This is a genomic window from Saccharothrix sp. NBAS 001 (genome assembly GCF_056640475.1).
Genome location: NZ_CM153251.1, coordinates 10,545,122 through 10,561,717, shown reverse-complemented (window position 1 = coordinate 10,561,717; position 16,596 = coordinate 10,545,122). Strand labels below are relative to the sequence as shown.

At 72.0% G+C, this 16,596-nt stretch carries 16 protein-coding genes and 1 pseudogene; 4 read left to right on the top strand and 13 right to left on the bottom strand.

Annotated elements, in window-relative coordinates; translation table 11 throughout:
* Window positions 1–8 precede the first annotated feature (8 nt).
* The 12 genes and pseudogenes from AC0HI0_RS47965 to AC0HI0_RS47910 all read right to left on the bottom strand — a co-directional run bounded on the left by AC0HI0_RS47965 (window position 9) and on the right by AC0HI0_RS47910 (window position 11,772).
* Window positions 9–1,604 (bottom strand): acyl-CoA carboxylase subunit beta, encoded by a 1,596-nt coding sequence (locus AC0HI0_RS47965; protein ID WP_480930121.1) that lies wholly within the window; start codon window positions 1,602–1,604, stop codon window positions 9–11.
* The gene (locus tag AC0HI0_RS47960) at window positions 1,601–2,743 is read right to left on the bottom strand and encodes an acyl-CoA dehydrogenase family protein (RefSeq protein ID WP_480930120.1); all 1,143 of its coding nucleotides are present in this window, start codon (window positions 2,741–2,743) and stop codon (window positions 1,601–1,603) included. The genes AC0HI0_RS47965 and AC0HI0_RS47960 overlap by 4 nt, the downstream gene beginning before the upstream one ends.
* Window positions 2,740–4,238: pseudogene (locus AC0HI0_RS47955) on the bottom strand (acyclic terpene utilization AtuA family protein). The gene AC0HI0_RS47960 and the pseudogene AC0HI0_RS47955 overlap by 4 nt, the downstream one beginning before the upstream one ends.
* A gap of 56 nt (window positions 4,239–4,294) precedes the next feature.
* A complete protein-coding gene (locus AC0HI0_RS47950; RefSeq protein ID WP_480930119.1) occupies window positions 4,295–5,044 on the bottom strand; it encodes a TIGR03084 family metal-binding protein in 750 nt (249 codons plus the stop codon).
* Window positions 5,041–5,643 carry a TetR/AcrR family transcriptional regulator gene (locus AC0HI0_RS47945; protein WP_480930118.1) on the bottom strand — a complete coding sequence of 201 codons (603 nt, stop codon included), beginning with the start codon at window positions 5,641–5,643 and terminating at the stop codon, window positions 5,041–5,043. The genes AC0HI0_RS47950 and AC0HI0_RS47945 overlap by 4 nt, the downstream gene beginning before the upstream one ends.
* 144 nt (window positions 5,644–5,787) lie before the next feature.
* Entirely contained in the window at window positions 5,788–6,114 is a 327-nt protein-coding gene (locus AC0HI0_RS47940) for a hypothetical protein (protein ID WP_480930117.1), read from the bottom strand.
* 120 nt (window positions 6,115–6,234) lie between these two features.
* Window positions 6,235–6,636 (bottom strand): nuclear transport factor 2 family protein, encoded by a 402-nt coding sequence (locus AC0HI0_RS47935; protein WP_480930116.1) that lies wholly within the window; start codon window positions 6,634–6,636, stop codon window positions 6,235–6,237.
* Between the two features lie 1,004 nt (window positions 6,637–7,640).
* Window positions 7,641–8,318 (bottom strand): TetR/AcrR family transcriptional regulator, encoded by a 678-nt coding sequence (locus tag AC0HI0_RS47930; protein WP_480930115.1) that lies wholly within the window; start codon window positions 8,316–8,318, stop codon window positions 7,641–7,643.
* Complete coding sequence (locus AC0HI0_RS47925; RefSeq protein WP_480930114.1) at window positions 8,296–8,670, bottom strand: thiol-disulfide oxidoreductase DCC family protein; 375 nt, start codon at window positions 8,668–8,670, stop codon at window positions 8,296–8,298. The genes AC0HI0_RS47930 and AC0HI0_RS47925 overlap by 23 nt, the downstream gene beginning before the upstream one ends.
* Window positions 8,667–9,065 carry a hypothetical protein gene (locus AC0HI0_RS47920; protein WP_480930113.1) on the bottom strand — a complete coding sequence of 133 codons (399 nt, stop codon included), beginning with the start codon at window positions 9,063–9,065 and terminating at the stop codon, window positions 8,667–8,669. The genes AC0HI0_RS47925 and AC0HI0_RS47920 overlap by 4 nt, the downstream gene beginning before the upstream one ends.
* Before the next feature lie 102 nt (window positions 9,066–9,167).
* Complete coding sequence (locus tag AC0HI0_RS47915) at window positions 9,168–9,818, bottom strand: NAD-dependent epimerase/dehydratase family protein (protein ID WP_480930112.1); 651 nt, start codon at window positions 9,816–9,818, stop codon at window positions 9,168–9,170.
* 46 nt (window positions 9,819–9,864) lie between these two features.
* A complete protein-coding gene (locus AC0HI0_RS47910; protein WP_480930111.1) occupies window positions 9,865–11,772 on the bottom strand; it encodes an intein-containing Rv2578c family radical SAM protein in 1,908 nt (635 codons plus the stop codon).
* Between the two features lie 46 nt (window positions 11,773–11,818).
* Here AC0HI0_RS47910 and pnuC point away from each other — a divergent pair, with 46 nt between their 5' ends.
* Both pnuC and AC0HI0_RS47900 read left to right on the top strand, forming a co-directional pair.
* Window positions 11,819–12,457, top strand: a complete 639-nt coding sequence (pnuC, locus tag AC0HI0_RS47905; protein ID WP_480930110.1) for a nicotinamide riboside transporter PnuC — start codon at window positions 11,819–11,821, stop codon at window positions 12,455–12,457.
* Window positions 12,454–13,530 (top strand): AAA family ATPase, encoded by a 1,077-nt coding sequence (locus tag AC0HI0_RS47900; protein WP_480930109.1) that lies wholly within the window; start codon window positions 12,454–12,456, stop codon window positions 13,528–13,530. The genes pnuC and AC0HI0_RS47900 overlap by 4 nt, the downstream gene beginning before the upstream one ends.
* A gap of 3 nt (window positions 13,531–13,533) precedes the next feature.
* On the opposite strand, the gene AC0HI0_RS47895 is transcribed toward AC0HI0_RS47900, so the two are convergent.
* Window positions 13,534–14,160, bottom strand: coding sequence for a nitroreductase family protein (locus AC0HI0_RS47895; protein WP_480934553.1), 627 nt, complete (start codon window positions 14,158–14,160; stop codon window positions 13,534–13,536).
* A 330-nt stretch (window positions 14,161–14,490) separates the two neighbouring features.
* On the opposite strand from AC0HI0_RS47895, the gene AC0HI0_RS47890 reads away from it, so the two are divergent.
* Complete coding sequence (locus AC0HI0_RS47890; protein ID WP_480930108.1) at window positions 14,491–15,084, top strand: hypothetical protein; 594 nt, start codon at window positions 14,491–14,493, stop codon at window positions 15,082–15,084.
* A 67-nt stretch (window positions 15,085–15,151) separates the two neighbouring features.
* Window positions 15,152–16,573 (top strand): YibE/F family protein, encoded by a 1,422-nt coding sequence (locus tag AC0HI0_RS47885; RefSeq protein WP_480930107.1) that lies wholly within the window; start codon window positions 15,152–15,154, stop codon window positions 16,571–16,573.
* The last annotated feature ends 23 nt before the right edge of the window (window positions 16,574–16,596 follow it).

The following is a 16,596-nucleotide window of genomic DNA, read 5'->3' as shown; positions in this document are numbered from 1 at the left end:
GGCTTTCCTCACATCCGGAAGACGCCGTAGCCCTCGGCGCCCTTGATCTGTCCACTGTGGATCGCCGACAGGCACAGGCCCAGCACGGTGCGGGTGTCGCGCGGGTCGATCACGCCGTCGTCGTAGAGCCGGCCGGACAGGAACGCGGCCAGGGACTGCTGCTCGATCTGCCCCTCGACCATCTTGCGCATGGCCGCGTCGTGCTCCTCGGCGTATTCCTGGCCCTTCGCGGCGGCGGCCTGCCGTGCCACGATCGAGAGCACACCGGCCAGCTGGGCCGGTCCCATCACGGCGGACTTGGCGTTGGGCCAGGTGAACAGGAAACGGGGGTCGTAGGCACGACCGCACATGCCGTAGTTGCCCGCGCCGTAGGACGCGCCCATGACCACGGTCAGGTGCGGCACCTTGCTGTTGGACACCGCGTTGATCATCATCGCGCCGTGCTTGATGATCCCGCCCTGCTCGTACCGCGCGCCGACCATGTAGCCCGTGGTGTTCTGGAGGAACAGCAGCGGGGTGTCCTTCGCGTTGGCGAGCTGGATGAACTGGGTGGCCTTCCGGGCCTCCTCGCTGAACAGCACGCCGCGCGCGTTGGCCAGCACGCCGACCGGGTAGCCGTGCAGGTCCGCCCAGCCGGTGACCAGGCTGGTCCCGTAGTCGGGTTTGAACTCGTCGAACCGCGAGCCGTCCACGATCCGGGCGAGGACTTCCCTCGGGTCGAACGGGATCCGCTGGTCGGTGGGCACCAGGCCGAGCAGCTCCTCCTCGTCGTGCAGCGGCTCCCGCACGGGTTTGGCTGCGGGTCCCAGCTTGCGCCAGCCCAGCCGGGCGACGATCCGCCGGGTGAGCCGGATCGCGTCGACCTCGTCGGTGGCCACGTAGTCCGCCAGGCCCGAGACCGAGCCGTGCATCCGCGCCCCGCCCAGGGATTCGTCGTCGGACTCCTCGCCGGTAGCCATCTTCACCAGCGGCGGGCCGCCCAGGAACACCTTGGAGCGCCCGTCGATCATCACCACGTGGTCCGACATGCCGGGCACGTACGCGCCGCCGGCCGTGGCGTTGCCGAACACCGTGCTGATCGTGGGGATCCCCGCGGCGGACAGCCGGGTCAGGTCGCGGAACGCCCGGCCGCCGGGGATGAAGATCTCGCTCTGGCTGGGCAGGTCCGCGCCGCCGGACTCGACCAGTCCGATCAGCGGCAGCCGGTTCTGCAGGGCGATGTCGTTGGCGCGGAAGGTCTTGCGCAGCGTCCACGGGTTGGACGCGCCGCCGCGCACGGTCGGGTCGTTGGCCACGATCACGCACTCGACACCTTCGACCACGCCGATCCCGGTGACCACGCTCGCGCCGACCGGGTAGTCGGTGCCCCACGCGGCCAGCGGCGACAGCTCCAGGAACGGGCTGTCCTGGTCCACCAGCAGCTCGATCCGCTCGCGGGCCAGCAGCTTGCCGCGCTCGTGGTGCCGCGCGGTGTACTTCGGCCCGCCGCCGGCCAGCGCCTTGGCCTGCTCGGCCTCCAGCTCCGCCAGCCTGCCCAGCAGCGCTTCCCGGTTCGCGCGGTACTCGGCGGTCCGGCTGTCCAGCGCGGTGCGCAACGTGGTCATGCGGTATACCCCAATCGCTTGGCGGCCAGCTCCACCATCACCTCGGTGGCCCCGCCGCCGATGCCCAGGACGCGGGCGTCGCGGTAGTGCCGCTCGACTTCGCTGTCGCACATGTAGCCCGCGCCGCCGTGCAGCTGGACGGCCGCGTCCACCACGAAGGAACACGCCTCCACGGCGAAGTTCTTGGCGAAGCACACCTGCGCCACGCACTCCTCGCCGGCCGCGATCCGCACCGCGACGTCCCGGGTGTAGACGCGGGCGAGGTCGACCCGTTGCGCCATCTCGACCAGCTTGTGCCGCACCACCTGGCGGCCCATCAGCGGCCGGCCGAACGTCTCGCGCCGCCGCGCGTGGGCGGTGGCCAGGTCGAGGCAGCGCTGCGCGGTGGCGTACGCCTGGACGGCCAGCGAGATCCGCTCGACCTGGAACTGGCGCATGATCAAGGCGAACCCGGAGTTCTCCTCGCCGACCAGGTTCGCCACCGGCACCTCGACGTCCACGAAGGACAGTTCGGCGGTGTCCGAGCAGTGCCAGCCCATCTTCGCCAACCTGCGGTCCACGCCGAACCCTGGCGTGCCCTTCTCCACCACCAGCAGGCTCACGCCCTGGTGGCCGGGGCCGCCCGTGCGCACCGCCGTGGTGACGAAGTCCGCGCGGTCGCCGGAGGTGATGAACGTCTTGCCGCCGTTGACGACGTAGTGGTCGCCCTCGCGACGGGCGGTGGTGCGCAACGCGGCCACGTCCGAACCGCCGCCGGGCTCGGTCACCGCCAGCGCGCCGATCAGCTCACCGGCCAGCGTCGGCCGGACGAACCGGTCGATCAGGCCCGCATCGCCCGCGTCCACGATGTGCGGCAACGCGATGCCGTGCGTGAGCAGCCCGGCGACCAGGCCGGACGACCCGCCCGCCTGGATCAGCTCCTCGGTCGCCACCACGGTGTCCAGCAGGTCGCCCGCGCCGCCGACGCGCTCCGGGAAACCGATGCCCAGCAAGCCGATCGCCGCCGCCGCCCGGTGCAGCTCGCGCGGCAGCCCGCCGGCCCGCTCCCAATCCGCGAGGTGCGGCACGACCTCCCGCTGCACGAACCCGCGCACCGAGGCGCGCAGGTCCCGGCGCTCCGGTGTCTCGAACACGTTCACAGCAGCTCCTCCGGGATGTCGACGTGCCGCGCGCGCAGCCACTCGCCCAACGCCTTGGCCTGCGGGTCGAACCGGGTGGACGAGGCCACCCCGTCGCCCAGCAGGCCGTGCAGCACGAAGTTCAGCGCCCGCAGGTTCGGCAGCTCGTAGCGGACCACCTCGCCCGCCTCGGGGAGCAGCTCCTTGAGCCGCGACGCGGTCAGCTCGCCGACCAGCCACGCGTACTGGGCGTCGGTGCGCACCCAGACACCCAGGTTCGCGTCGCCGCCCTTGTCGCCGGACCGCGCGCCCACGATCGTGCCCAGCGGGACCCTCATCCCACGACCACCTCCCCGCCAGGAAGAACAGCCTGGTGCACAACGGAATCCCGTGGCACGTACGCGGCCTTGAACACCCCGAAGGGCGCGCCGTCACCGGGTGGCGAGGTGACGTGGAACCCCGGGTAGGAGCCCAGCGCCAACTCGATCCCGGCCCGCGAGAACGCCTTGGCGCGCTGCGGATCCGTCGTCTTCACCGTGACGTGCAGCAGCGCGGACGCGGCCTCTTCGGTGTCCGCGTCGACGTGCTCGGTGCGGGCCAGCGTCCAGGTCAGGCCGTCCGGCCCCAGCGCGGATTCCAACTGGTCGCGCACCAGCGCCGCCTTCGCCTCGACGTCGAGTCCACAAAGGACGAACGTGGTGGAGTTGCGGAAGCCGCCCAGGTAGTTCAGGCACACCTTGAGCGCGTCCGGCGGCGCACTGCCCCGGACACCGGAGATCCGCACGCCGCGCTCGTGCGGGTCCAGCCGGATCGTGTCGAAGTGGCTGACCACGTCCGGGCCGGGGTAGGCGGGCGCACCGATCTCGTAGAGCAGCTGGGCGGTGACCGTGTCGACGGTGACCGCACCGCCCGTGCCGTCGTGCTTGGTGATCACCGACGAGCCGTCCGCGTGCACCTCGGCGATCGGGAAACCCGGCCGGGCCGCGTCGATCCCGGTGAAGAACGAGAAGTTGCCGCCGGTCGCCTGGGTGCCGCACTCCAGCACGTGCCCGGCGACGGTCGCACCGGCCAGCGCGTCCCAGTCCTCGCGCGACCAGCCGAAGTGCGCAGCGGCAGGCCCAACGACCAGCGACGCGTCGGTGACCCGCCCGGTGACCACGACGTCCGCGCCCGCCCCCAGGCACCGCGCGATGCCCCACGCACCGAGATAAGCGTTGGCGGTCAACGCATCCGGGAACCGCGACCGCACGTCGTCCCCCGTCACGTACGCGACCCGCGCGCCGAGCCCGAGCCGTTCGATCGCCGCCGCCAGCCCCGCCGGGTTGAGCCCGCCCGCGTTCGAGACGATCTTGACGCCCTTGTCCAGCGCCAGTCCCAAGCAGTCCTCGACCTGGCGCAGGAACGTCCGGGCGTAGCCGAGATCCGCGTCCTTCACCCGGTCGCGGCCGAGGATGAGCATGGTCAGCTCGGCCAGGTAGTCGCCGGTCAGGACGTCGAGGTCGCCGCCTTCGAGCATCTCCCGCACAGCCGAGAACCGGTCGCCGTAGAACCCGGACGAGTTCCCGATCCGGATCACGACGCCACCTTCCCCCGGCCGGCACCGGGCGGCCCGGCGAACGCCTGCGCGATCGGCAACCACGCCCGCGCGACCTCACCGACCGCCGTGACCGCGAGGTCGTCGCGGTGCCGGCGTTGCGTGGCGAGCAGGCAGAAGTCCAGCGCCGGCCCGGTGACCCGGTCCGGCGCGTCCTGCGGCCCCCACGTCCAGCTCTCGCCGCCGGGGCCGGTCAACTCGACCCGCACCGGGTCCTGCGGCGCGGGCAACCCGTTGACCAGGAACGCGTACCCGAACGCGCGCACCGCGATGTGCGCCACGTGCTTGAGCCGCGCGGTCGGCTCGCGGACCACGCCGAGCGCGTCGGCGACGTCCTGACCGTGCGCCCACGTCTCCATCAACCGCGCGGTGGCCATGGACGCCGGACTCATCGGCGGCCCGAACCACGGCACTCTCCCGCCGGCGGGCACCGCCGACAGCGCCTCCTGCAGCGCCGCCCGCGACGCGCGCCACTCGGCGAGCGTCACCGGTTCCGCCGCCCCCTGGTCCACCAGGTCCGGCGTCGCCGCCTTGAGCCGCGCGGAGAAGGCGTCCGGGTCGGTCGCGGCGAGCACCGCGATCCGGTCGGTCCACCGCAGGTGGCTGATCTGGTGCGCGATCGTCCAGCCGGCGGCCGGGGTCGGGGTGGACCAGTCGTCGAGCGGAGCGACCAGGTCGTCCAGCACGGCGCTCTCCGCGCGCAGGTCGTCCAGGATCTCGGTGATCACAGCGAAGCCTCCAACATCCGCGCCCAGTGCCGCACGATCCGCTTGCGCCGCTTCCCGTCGTCGGTGAGCTGGTTGGCCAGAGCCAGGCCGCGCACCAGGTCGAGGGTGATCTGCACGGCCTCGCGGACGCCCGGCTTCTTCTCGTCGGCGTCCAGCAGTTGCACCGCGAGCCGGTGGGTTTCCCGGCCCAGGCGGACTTCCAGCGGCACCACGACGGTCTTGAGGTCGGCGTCGGTGCGCGCGGCCACCCACAACTCCAGGGCGGCGGTGAACAGGTCGCTGGCGTAGAAGTCGGCGATCAACTCGACCACCGCCGTGATCCGGCCGGACGCCGACGCCGACGCGACGAGCGCGGCCCGTTCCTTAAGGTGCAACACGCTTTCCGCGCCCAAGTACTCGACCGCGGCCGCGACGAGTTCGCCGCGCGTGCGGAAGTGGTGCAGCTGCGCGCCGCGCGACACACCCGCGCGCTCGGCCACCACCGTGGTGGTCGTGCCGGACCACCCGAACTCCACCAGGCACTCGACCGTCGCCTCCATGAGCTTGCGCCGGGTGCCCGCACTGCGGTCGGCCTGCCGCTGCCTGGTCTCCGTGGCCATGCGGCCGAGTGTTCCGCCCGACTAACAAACAGTCAAGACTGATTGTTAGTCGGCACGCGAGCCCGTGCCGCTTCCGATCGCACCTGCCCCACGTACGCCGAGGGGCGGGCTCCCATCGGGAACCCGCCCTCGACCTGCCTCGACCTATCCCCAGTTGCTCGGGTCGCCGCCCCAATCACCCCAGTCTTCGGGGTTCGCGCCCCAGTCGCCCCAGTCGGCCGGGTCACTGCCCCAGTCGCCCCAGTAAGCCGGGGGGATCAAGTCGATCCGGCTGTCGACGCGCCCCTCGCCGCGTCCGGCGTCCAGCCCGTGGCCGGCAGTCGCAGCAGCAGCCGTGGCCGTGGCCGTGGCCGTGGCCGTGGCCTGATCGTCACCGGAGGCGATCGGGTCGGCTTGCGCCGCCCCGGCCGAGAACGCGCCCGCCGCCAAGGCCGCGGCCGCGACGAGCACCCCTCGTCGGATGAAGGACATGCGCACCCCTGTTCGTGTTCGTGGAGGAGTCCAAAAGATCTCCGCCGACGTTAGGGCCGGATGGCCGTCACGATCAGGTGGCAGGCGGCCACGATCAGGGATAACCCGCAGCCACGACGATCACCAGCCGCCCTGGACCATGGTCTGGAACAGCCACTCGCCGTCCTTCTTCACCAGCAGGTCGCCGTACCGCGCGACTTGCGAGTACTCCCCCACCGTGATGGTCGCGTCGGTGATCACGAACACCAGGTTCGCGTTGATGAAGACGGGCGTCCGCACGGACTCCATCTGCACGTCGCCGTCACCGAGCTGCGCGGCCATGTCACCGAGGAACCGCGCCCGGTCCCACGACTCGGCCGACCCGTCGGTCACCGCGTTGACCGGGAACAGCGCCATCCCGGCCATCGCCTCGACGTCCTTAGCCACCGCCAGCGCGTCCCACCGCGCGAACCACTCCAACACACTCGAAACGTCTTCGTCGGTCGCCACGAACCCAGCATCACTACCCGGCACAGCACTCATGCCGTACATTGTACCGTACGCCGTACGGAGTTGGCCAGCGCAACCCGTTTCCGCAGCTCAGCGGCACTGGAACCGAGTTTCGGCGACGCAGACGACACAGACGACACAGACGATCGTGCGGCTTGCGCCCCACCCGCCCGAGCCAAGCCGTGCCCGGCAACGCGCTTGCCGCGCCGCACCGCGTCACGCGGTCCGGCGCGGTGCGGCGGGTTGCGGTGCGGCGGGTTGCGGTGCGGTGCGACGGGCGAGGCAGGAACGGCAGGAAAGGCGGGCGCGATGCTGATGTCGCGTTGTGCTGACCGGTGAGGCGTGCCAGCGCGCCAGGCGCTGGCCCAGCTCGTTCCAGCGCTGCTCGCACCAGCGCGCCTGGAGGCCACCGAGCCTGATGCGGACGCGTCCGATGCCTACACATCTAGCGTCGACGCGCCCGACACCAGCACACCCTCCGCCGGGCTTGACGCGCGTCGGACCTTCCACGCGTGCCTCGTCTCCGGGACGCGCCGACGGACTGGCAAGCCCGGCCAAGCTGACAGCGGGCCGGACTGCCGGGCCGGGGCTACGCAGCGGCGACTTGTGCCGGAGCGCCTTCCCGGAGCGCGGTGCCGGCATGGCCGATCCGGTCCGGACAGGGCACGGTCCGGGCAGGGCCAGGCTGGGCCAGGCTGGGGTCCGGGCCGCTGGAGCGTTGTCGCAGAGGAGGCCACGGTGGCGGGGTGCGGCAGGGGCCACGGTGGCGGGCCTGGCGACGGGGTCCAGCGGAGGGCTGGCGACGGGGTCCGGTGGCGGTGAGGGCTGGAGGTGGCGGAGGACTGAGGTGGCGGGGTGGGCTTGGCGGTGGGTCTGGCGGTGGGTCTGGCGGGGCGTGGGTTGTTGGCGGGGGGCGCGGTTGGGAGGTGTGGGTAGGGGTTGGGGTTCGCGGGATTCCACATGTTTCACCCGAGTAACGGGAACAGTGTTTCCGTACGTTTCTGACGAGTAGTCGCCCGGTTGGGGGACGAGAACGGTCAGCGGGTTTTGGCCAACGTCCCCAGACCGATGTCTCGGAACAGTTGGGCCGCCTCCCTGGTGACCGAGCGCAGGCCCGGCACGCGGGAGAGTTGGAGCAGCTTACCGATCATCGGTGCGCTGCGCCGGACCAGCACGTCCGTGTTGCGCTGCCCTTCGGACTTGTCGTGGACCCAGAACAGCACCACGCCCATCTGGAACAGCCACAGGAGTTCCGGCAGGTCTTCGCGCAGCTGCGGGTCGACCTTGACCCCGTCCAACAGCCTCCGGTGGATCGCGATGCCGCCGTCGCGCGCGTTGCCCGACTCCGTCGAGAACGGGCTGAGAGGGCTGTCGGGGTCGGCCGCGTTCTTGAAGAACTGGCTCGCGAACCCGTGATAGGGGGACGACACCTCCAGCCACGCGACCAGCACGCCGGTCAGCTTGGTGGTGAAGTCGTCCCCCGACGCCAGGATCTCCGCGCACGCCGCGCGGTGCGCGGTGACCATCCGGTCGTAGAAGCCCTGGATCAGGTGCTCCTTGGACGGGAAGTAGTAGTAGGCGTTGCCCACCGACACCCCCGCGTCCGCCGCGATCGCCCGCATGGTCGTGCGGTCGTAGCCGTTCTCCAGGAAGAGCCTCATGGCGCTCTCCACGATCGCGGCCCTGGTCTGCTCACTCTTGGCAGGCTTGGTCACAGTCCTCGTCCTTGCTCATCGCACGCAGCCGGTCGGCCAGCTTGGTCGCCGCGCGCAGGAACCGCTGATGACCTTGCCCGGTCAGCCGGTTCGCCATCGGTCGCCACGCCCGCAGCGCCCACAAGCACACCAGCCACGCCCGGTCGCCCCGGTACACCTCCCCCCGATCGCCGACGACGGTGATCACGTTCAGGGTCTCCGCGTGGTCGAGTTCCGGGAACCGCTGCCGGGCCTGCTCGGACCCGGCCGGCACGAAGTCCAGTCGCACGAGCTTCGGCTGGGCGGCGAGCCACCCCGTCGCCCGGCGGCAGAACGGGCAGTCGGCGTCGAACAGGACGGTCAGGGCGTTCACGCGAGCTTGGTGTAGCCGTCGGGGCCGACCGGCGGCAGGTCCTGTGCCCGGTGCAGGCTGCGCCGGCGCATCCGGCTGAGCACGAAGACGTTGCCCAGGTGCAGCACGCCGAGCACCACGAGCACGGTGCCGACCTTGGCCGACAGGGTCTCGAAGACGTCCTTGACCTCGACGATGTAGTCGCTGCTGCGCAGGTAGGTGGCCACGAAGCCGAAGTTGACCAGGTAGAACCCGACCACCAGGAGGTGGTTGACGGTCCGCGCCAGCTCCTCGTTGCCCTGGAAGACGTCGACCAGGAAGATCTTGCCGTTGCGGCTGAGCGTGCGGCCCACCCAGATCGTCAGCGCGATGCTGAGCACCAGGTAGAGCACGTAGGTGATGACCAGGCCGTTCATCGTCCACCCCTTTTTTGAACGCGTTCAACTCGTTGGCGTGAGCGTACGCCGAGCTTTTGAACGTGTTCAGGAGTTGGCCCGGATGTGTCCCGGACCACAACCTCAGAGGGCGTTGATGTCGGGCACTTCCACCCGGCGGACGGGTGCGCCGGTCCGCGCCACGGCGAGCATCGCCCGGCCCAGCTGCTCGGTGGTCGTGGTCCACTTCGGCAGCACGCGGCGCAACAGCGGGTACGCGGGAGACAGGGCCGCGTACACCCACCGGTACCAGCCGACCTTCGGCCGCACGCCGTGCAGCGGCTGGATGTAGCCGGGCCGGAACGCGTAGCCGTGGAACGGCAGCGCGATCACGTCGTCCTCCACCCTCGCCTTCACCCGCGCCCACTCCCGCTTGGAATCACGGTCCGTGCCCGCGCCGGAGACGTAGACGAACGTCAGGTCCGGGCTCACCTCGGCCAGCACCCGCGCGGCGGCCAACGTGTAGTCGTAGGTGATCCGCCGGTAGTCGTCGGCGGACATGCCGACCGACGACACCCCCAGGCAGAAGAAGCACGCGTCGTAGCCGGTGAGCAGCTCGGCCACGGGCGTGAAGTCGGTGAAGTCGGCGTGCTCCAGCTCGCGCAGCTTCACGTCCCGCCGACCGGTGCCGCGCCGGCCCACCGCCAGCACCTCGGTCACGTCCGGCGCGAGCAGGCTCTCCCGCAGCACGCCCTGCCCCACCATGCCGGTCGCGCCGAACACGATCACCTTCACCCGGCGCAGCCTAGCCCCGACCCGGAGTCACGGCAGGGGCCGGCCGTCACAGCAGGGTCAGCTGCTCCTGGTCCACCCCGCGCGGGTGCGGTGCGGTCGAGGGCAGGCTGCCCTCGGGCCACACGCCGTCGTCGTCGCCGGGCACGCCCACCGCGTCCCGCCCGCCCTTCGCGTCCAGCCCGTGCCGGCGCAGCAACGGCCGGATGCGGGCGGCCAGCCACCGCCGGTACCGCGCGTCGACGTAGGACCCGCGCCCGTAGAGGGTGCGGTAGCCGTCGGCGAGGTCCGGCCGCTCCCGCACCAGCCACCGCGCGAACCACTCCCGCGCGCCCGGCCGCAGGTGCAGCGGCAGCACGGTCACGCCGGACGCGCCCGCCGCCGCGATCTCGCCGAGCAACGCGTCCAGCTCGTCCACGCCGTCGGTCAGGCCGGGCAGCACGGGCGCGACGAACACCCCGCACGGCAGACCGGCGTCGCGCACCTTGCGCACCAGCTCCAGCCGCGCCTGCGGGCTCGGCGTGCCCGGTTCGAGACCGGCTTGCAGGTCGCGGTCGAGCAGCGCGATCGACACGCCGATGCCGACCGGCACCCGCTTCGCGGCCTCCTCCAGCAGCGGGATGTCCCGCGACAGCACGGTTCCCTTGGTCAGGATGGAGAACGGCGTGCCGGAGTCGGCCAGCGCCCGGATGATCCCGGGCATCAGCCGGTACCGGCCCTCGGCCCGCTGGTACGGGTCGGTGTTGGTGCCCATGGCCACGTGCTCGCGCCGCCACCGGCGCGACCTCAGCTGCCCGGTGAGGACTTCCACGGCGTTGACCTTCACCACGACCTGGGTGTCGAAGTCGTGCCCGGCGTCGAGGTCGAGGTAGGTGTGGGTGTTGCGGGCGAAGCAGTTGTGGCTGACCAGGCCGTTGGCGACGAAATCGCCGGTGCCGGTGGTGATGTCGTACAGGGTCCGCGTCACGCCCAGCGCTTCGACGGCCACCACGGCGAGCCGGGCCTGGCGCGGGACCTCCACGCCCTCCACGGCGTTCCCGCGCGCCACCACCGGCCCGACCAGGTGCAGGAACCGCAGCCGTTCGGCCAGGCCGCCGGTGATCCGCACGCCGCGCACCTCCACGACGTGGCCGATCTTCAAGCGGGTCAAGGCGAGCACGGCCGAGTCGAACACCGCGCTGTCCGAACTGGACAGCACGAGGTCGCCGCCGGTGGCCGTGCCGCGCGAGTCGAACAGGCCCGCGAGGAAGCCCTTGGACCAGTCGTCGCCGGGCGTGGTCGGCCACTCGACGAACTCGCTCTCGCGCGGGATCCGGCCGGCCGCGTAGTCCCGCGCCCGCGCCAGCACGTCCGGGTCGCCGGGCAGGCCGCCGCGCACCAGGCCCCACAGGTAGCCGCAGCGGTACTCGTCGTTCACCGTCGGCGGCGCGACGAACCGGCCGGTGCCGACCAGCCGCGCGCCCTTGGCGAGGAACGGCCGCTCCTCGAAGTCGTCGCAGCGGCCCGGGGTGAGGTGCCGCCAGCCGTCCTCGGCGAGGAACCGGTGGTCGCCGCTGGCCACGATCCGCGTGCCGTCCTCCAGGGTGAGCCGGTAGGCGGGTTTGGCGGTGGTCCAGAGCGCCTGCACGCGGGTCCGGACGTAGCGGCCCCCGAACGTGCCGAAGACCTCTTGGCCCACCGACAGGTCGGCGATCGGCTTGGTGCGGCCGTCGGCCAGCAGGATCGGCGTGTCGCCGGCCAGGCAGTAGGTGCAGCCGTGCGTGCAGCCCCGGTACGGGTTGACCGTCCACCCGAACGGCAGCCGGTCGCCCGTGACCTTGTTGAGCACCGATTTGGCGCGCACCTCGTGGAACACGACGTCGGCGAAGTCCGGGGTTCGTACGCTGCGAACCAGTCCCGGCAACCCCGGCAGAGCCTGCTGCCGGTCCGCCCCGTCCTTCTGCCCGTCCCATCGCATAGCCTCATTCGAACACGCGTTCGAACAGCCGTCAAACGGAGTACCCGTGTCACTACTAGACGTCATCCTCTGGCCCTTCAACACCCCGGCGGTCACCGTCGGGGGCGTCGCCACCAGCTGGGGCGAGGTGGCGGGTTTCGTCACGGGCGCGCTGTGCGTGTGGCTGGTGGCCAGGCAGAACGCCTGGAACTGGGCGATCGGGATCCTCAACAACATCGCCTTCCTGGTGCTGTTCGCGGCCGGCGGGCTGTACGCGGACTCGGGACTCCAGATCGTCTACATCGCACTGGCCCTGTACGGGTGGTGGGCGTGGCTGCGCGGCGGTGTGGCGCGCACCCCGCTGCCGGTCAGCCGCACGACACCGGCCCAGTGGGGGTGGCTGACCGCCGCCGGGGTCGTCGGGACGGTGCTGATCGCGTGGGTGCTCATGACGTTCACCACCTCGACGGTGCCGTGGGCGGACGCGGTGACCACCGTGCTGTCCCTGCTCGCGACGTGGGGCCAGACGCGCAAGAAGGTCGAGTGCTGGTGGCTGTGGATCGCGGCGGACGTGATCTACGTTCCGTTGTACGCCTACAAGGACCTGTGGCTCACCGCCGTGCTCTACCTCGGTTTCATCGCGCTGTGCGTGCTGGGCCTGCGGAATTGGACCCGTGCGCTGCGCCGGGACCTGGTGGCGGCATGACGGAGTTCACACACTCGTTGGTGCTGGGCAAGTTCTACCCGCCGCACGCCGGGCACCACCACCTGATCCGGGCGGCGTGCGCGCGCAGTGCCCAGGTCACCGTGGCGGTGCTGGCGTCTTCGGTCGAGTCGATCCCCGTGGCGGCACGGGTGGCGTGGCTGCGCGCCGAGCACGCCGGCACACCGGGGCTGGTGGTGCTCGGCGACCTGGACGACCACCCGATGGACTTCCACAGCGACCCGGTGTGGGAGCTGCACATGGGTGTGGCGCGGGCGGTGCTGGCGCGCCGGGCGATCGCGGACGGCGATCCCGCGTCGGCTCCGGTCGACGCGGTGTTCTCCAGCGAGCACTACGGTGACGAAATGGCGAAACGCCTTGGTGCGCGGCACGTCCTGGTCGACCTGGACCGCACCGCGCACCCGGTGTCGGGCACCGCCGTGCGGGCCGACCCGGCGGCGTGCTGGCACCACCTCGCACCCGCGACCCGGACCGGGTTGTGCGCCCGGGTCGTGGTGGTCGGGGCCGAGAGCACCGGTACGACGACGCTGTCGCGGGAACTCGCGGCGCACCTCGGCACACCCTGGGTACCCGAGTACGGCCGGATCCACACCGAGCGGAAGCTGGCCGCCGCGAAGGCGTTCGACCCGGACGCCGACCTCGACCGTCTGGTGTGGACGGTCGGCGACTTCCAGGACGTCGCGGCGCGGCAGCGGGAGCTGATCGACGCGGCGGCCGTCGAAGCACCGGTCGTGGTGTGCGACAACGACCCCTGGGCGGCGACCGTGTGGGGCCACCGGTACCTGGGCGCGCCGCCGGACGTCGCGCCGGACCCGGTGCGGCCCGCGCTGTACCTGCTCACCGGCCACGACGGGGTGCCCTTCGAGCAGGACGGGTGGCGCGACGGCGAGCACCTGCGCCCGTGGATGACCGACCTGTTCCGGGCCGGTCTGGCCGCGCGGGGCGTGCCGTGGCTGGAGGTCACCGGTTCGCGCGCCGACCGGGTGCGCCTGGCCACCGCCGCCGTCGCGGAGGCGGTGGCCGGGCACTTCACGTTCGCCGAGCCGCTGAGGTGAGGCTCAGACCGTGACCACGACCTGGTCCAGCGTCTTGCGGACCAGGTTGGGCACCACGCAGTCGTCGGCCGGGTAGCCGACCGGGATGACCGCGAACGCCTTCTCGTTGCGCGGGCGGCCCAGCACCTCGCCGAGGAACTTCATCGGCGAGGGCGTGTGGGTCAGCGCGGCGAGACCGGCCAGGTGCAGCGCGGTGAGCAGCATCCCGACCGCGATGCCGACCGACTCGTCCACGTAGTAGTGCTTGCGGCTGCTGCCGTCGGGCTCCAGGTAGAACCGCTGCTGGAACACGACGAGGAGTTCCGGCGCGTCGGTGAGGTGGGGTTTCACGTCGTCGGTGCCCAGCGGGCGCAGCGCGTCCAGCCACTCCTCGCCGAGCCGGCCGTTGTAGGAGATGCGCTCCTCGTGCTCGGCGGCGGCCCGGATGGCCTTGCGCACCTCGGGGTCCACCACGCGGACGAACGTCCACGGCTGCTGGTGGGCGCCGCTGGGCGCGGTCGAGGCGACGGCGATCGCGTCCAGCACGACCTGGGTGGGCACGGGGTCCGGGGAGAACATGCGGACGGTGCGCCGCTCGTCCATCCGCGCGCGCAGCTCGGCGGCCGTGCGCAGCGACTGCTCGGTCGGCATCCGCGCGGGCCGGTAGGGCACCGGGTCGAAGTCCTGGCCGTGGTTGGGAGTCCAGTTCGTCACCCCAGGGACTGTGGCACCGCGACCCCACCCGGTTGAAGACCCCGACCCGAAATTCGCACCGAAGTGTCCGGATAACGGACGTCGGGCGGTGCGGCCGGGCGTGACCGACCTGTGACCGAACGCCCGCAACCACCCCCGCACCCCGGGCATCTTGTTATCCAGGAGTGGCCAACGGGCCCTCCCACAGGGGGAGATCGGCGAGCCTTGAGTCCATTGTGGACTCTATTCGGGCTGCGGCGATTTCGTTTTGCCACCGGGGAGAAATTCATGAAGTCGTTCAAGGCGGCAGCCACGGCGGGCGCGCTGGGGATCGCGCTGGCCGCGTGCACCACGAGCCCGCCTGCGGCCGAACAGCCGCCGGCGTCCACCGCGGCCTCTGCCGCGGCCGCCGCCACCGGCACGGCGACGCGGTCCCCCGGCGCGGAGCCCGCCGCCGTGCCGGTCGACGTGACCCGGCAGCCGGCGGACGGCACGCCCACGCTGGACCCGGGCGGTTTCGGGGCGATCCGGCTGGGCATGGCCGAGCAGCAGCTCATCGACACCGGCCTGGTCTACGCGGAGCGCGGACCGGCGAGCGACGGCGCCTGCACGCTCTACCGGCTCAAGTCCGGCGACGGCTGGGTCTGGTACGAGAAGGAGGGCCAGGGCGTCTCCTCGATCGGCCTGGAGCGCAACGTGCGCACTCCCGAAGGCATCACCCTCGGGGCGACCTCCGCCGAACTCCAGGCGGCGTACCCGAACTTCGTCGACGGCGTCAACTGGGACAACGTCGACCTCGGCGGCGGCAACCGGTACGGGTTCACCGGCAGCCCGGTGGCCACGATCATGGTGGTCCGCTGGGAGCAGGTCTGCCACACCTGAGTTCCGGGAGCGCGCCCTCCCGCCGGGGGCGCGCTCCGACGCGAGGTGGGCCCGGTGATCGGGCAGGATGTGCGCCGTGCACGCCAAGGACCAGACCACCGCCCACGGGCACGGCCACGGCCGGCACGCCGACCCCGCCTCCGCACCGGTCCGCAGACTCCTGCTGGTCCTGCTGCTCCCGCTGGTGCTGGCCACGGTGGTGGGCGCGCTGGTGATCTACCCGTTCGGCCACGACCAGCCCACCGGCGCGGCCACCGGGATCACCCAGGTGCCGGTGCGCGGCGACGTCACGGCCGTGGCGCGCGGCGGGTGCGGGCCGGACGCCGACCAGCCCGGCGCGTCCGGGTGCGTGCTGGTGACGGTGCGGATGTCCGACGGCGACGCGGCCGGGCGCGACGTGCGGATCCCGGTGCCCGACCAGGCCACCTCGCCGACGTTCGCGGTGGGCGACGCGGTGGTGCTGTCCTACGGCGGCGGCGATCCCGGGTCGAGCCAGTCCTACCAGCTCGTGGACTTCCAGCGCGGGGTGCCGCTGCTGCTGCTGGCCGTGCTGTTCGTCGCGGCCGTGCTGCTGCTGGGCCGCCGGCAGGGCCTGGCCGCCCTCGGCGCGCTGGCGCTGAGCTTCGTGGTGCTGGCGCTGTTCGTGCTGCCCTCGATCCTGGCCGGCGAGGACCCGCTCGCCGTGGCGGTGGTCGGGGCCGGGCTGATCATGTTCGTGGTGCTGTACCTGACCCACGGGGTCTCCGCGCGGACGTCCACGGCCGTGCTGGGCACGCTGGTCAGCCTCGCCCTGATCGGCGTGCTGGGCGCGGCGTTCTCCGCGTTCGGCAAGCTGACCGGGCTCGACGAGGACACCGCGAACCTGGTGTCGCTGCTCGGGCACGGCATCGACACCAGGGGGCTGCTGCTCGCGGGCGCGATCATCGGCGCGCTGGGCGTGCTGGACGACGTGACGGTGACCCAGACCAGCTCGGTGTGGGAACTGCGCCGGGCGAACCCGTCGCTGGGGTTCCGCGAGCTGTACGCGGCCGGGTCGCGGATCGGTCGCGACCACCTCTCGTCCGTGGTGAACACGCTGGTCATGGCGTACGCGGGCACCGCGCTGCCGCTGCTGCTGGCGTTCTCGCTGTCCGGCCGGAACCTGGGCGAGATCCTGACCGCGCAACAGGTCGCGCAGGAGGTCGTGCGGACCCTGGTCGGCAGCATCGGCCTGGTCGCGGCGGTGCCGATCACGACGGCGCTGGCGGCGTTCGTCGCGGTCCGCGAGACCCGGCCCGCGCCGGAACCCGAACCCGAGCCCGAGGTCGAGCCCGACGACGTCGAGGACGAGTACGACGACTGGGACGAACCGGGGTGGGACGAACCGGCGGAGCCGGCGTGGGACGAACCGGCGGAGCCGGCGTGGCGGACCCGGATGACCGGCGACCTGCGCACCGGGTACGACCCGGCCAAGGGCCCGTGGCGACGCCCCGGCGGGACTCCGCGCTGACCGGAAGGCTCCCGGTCGGCTCG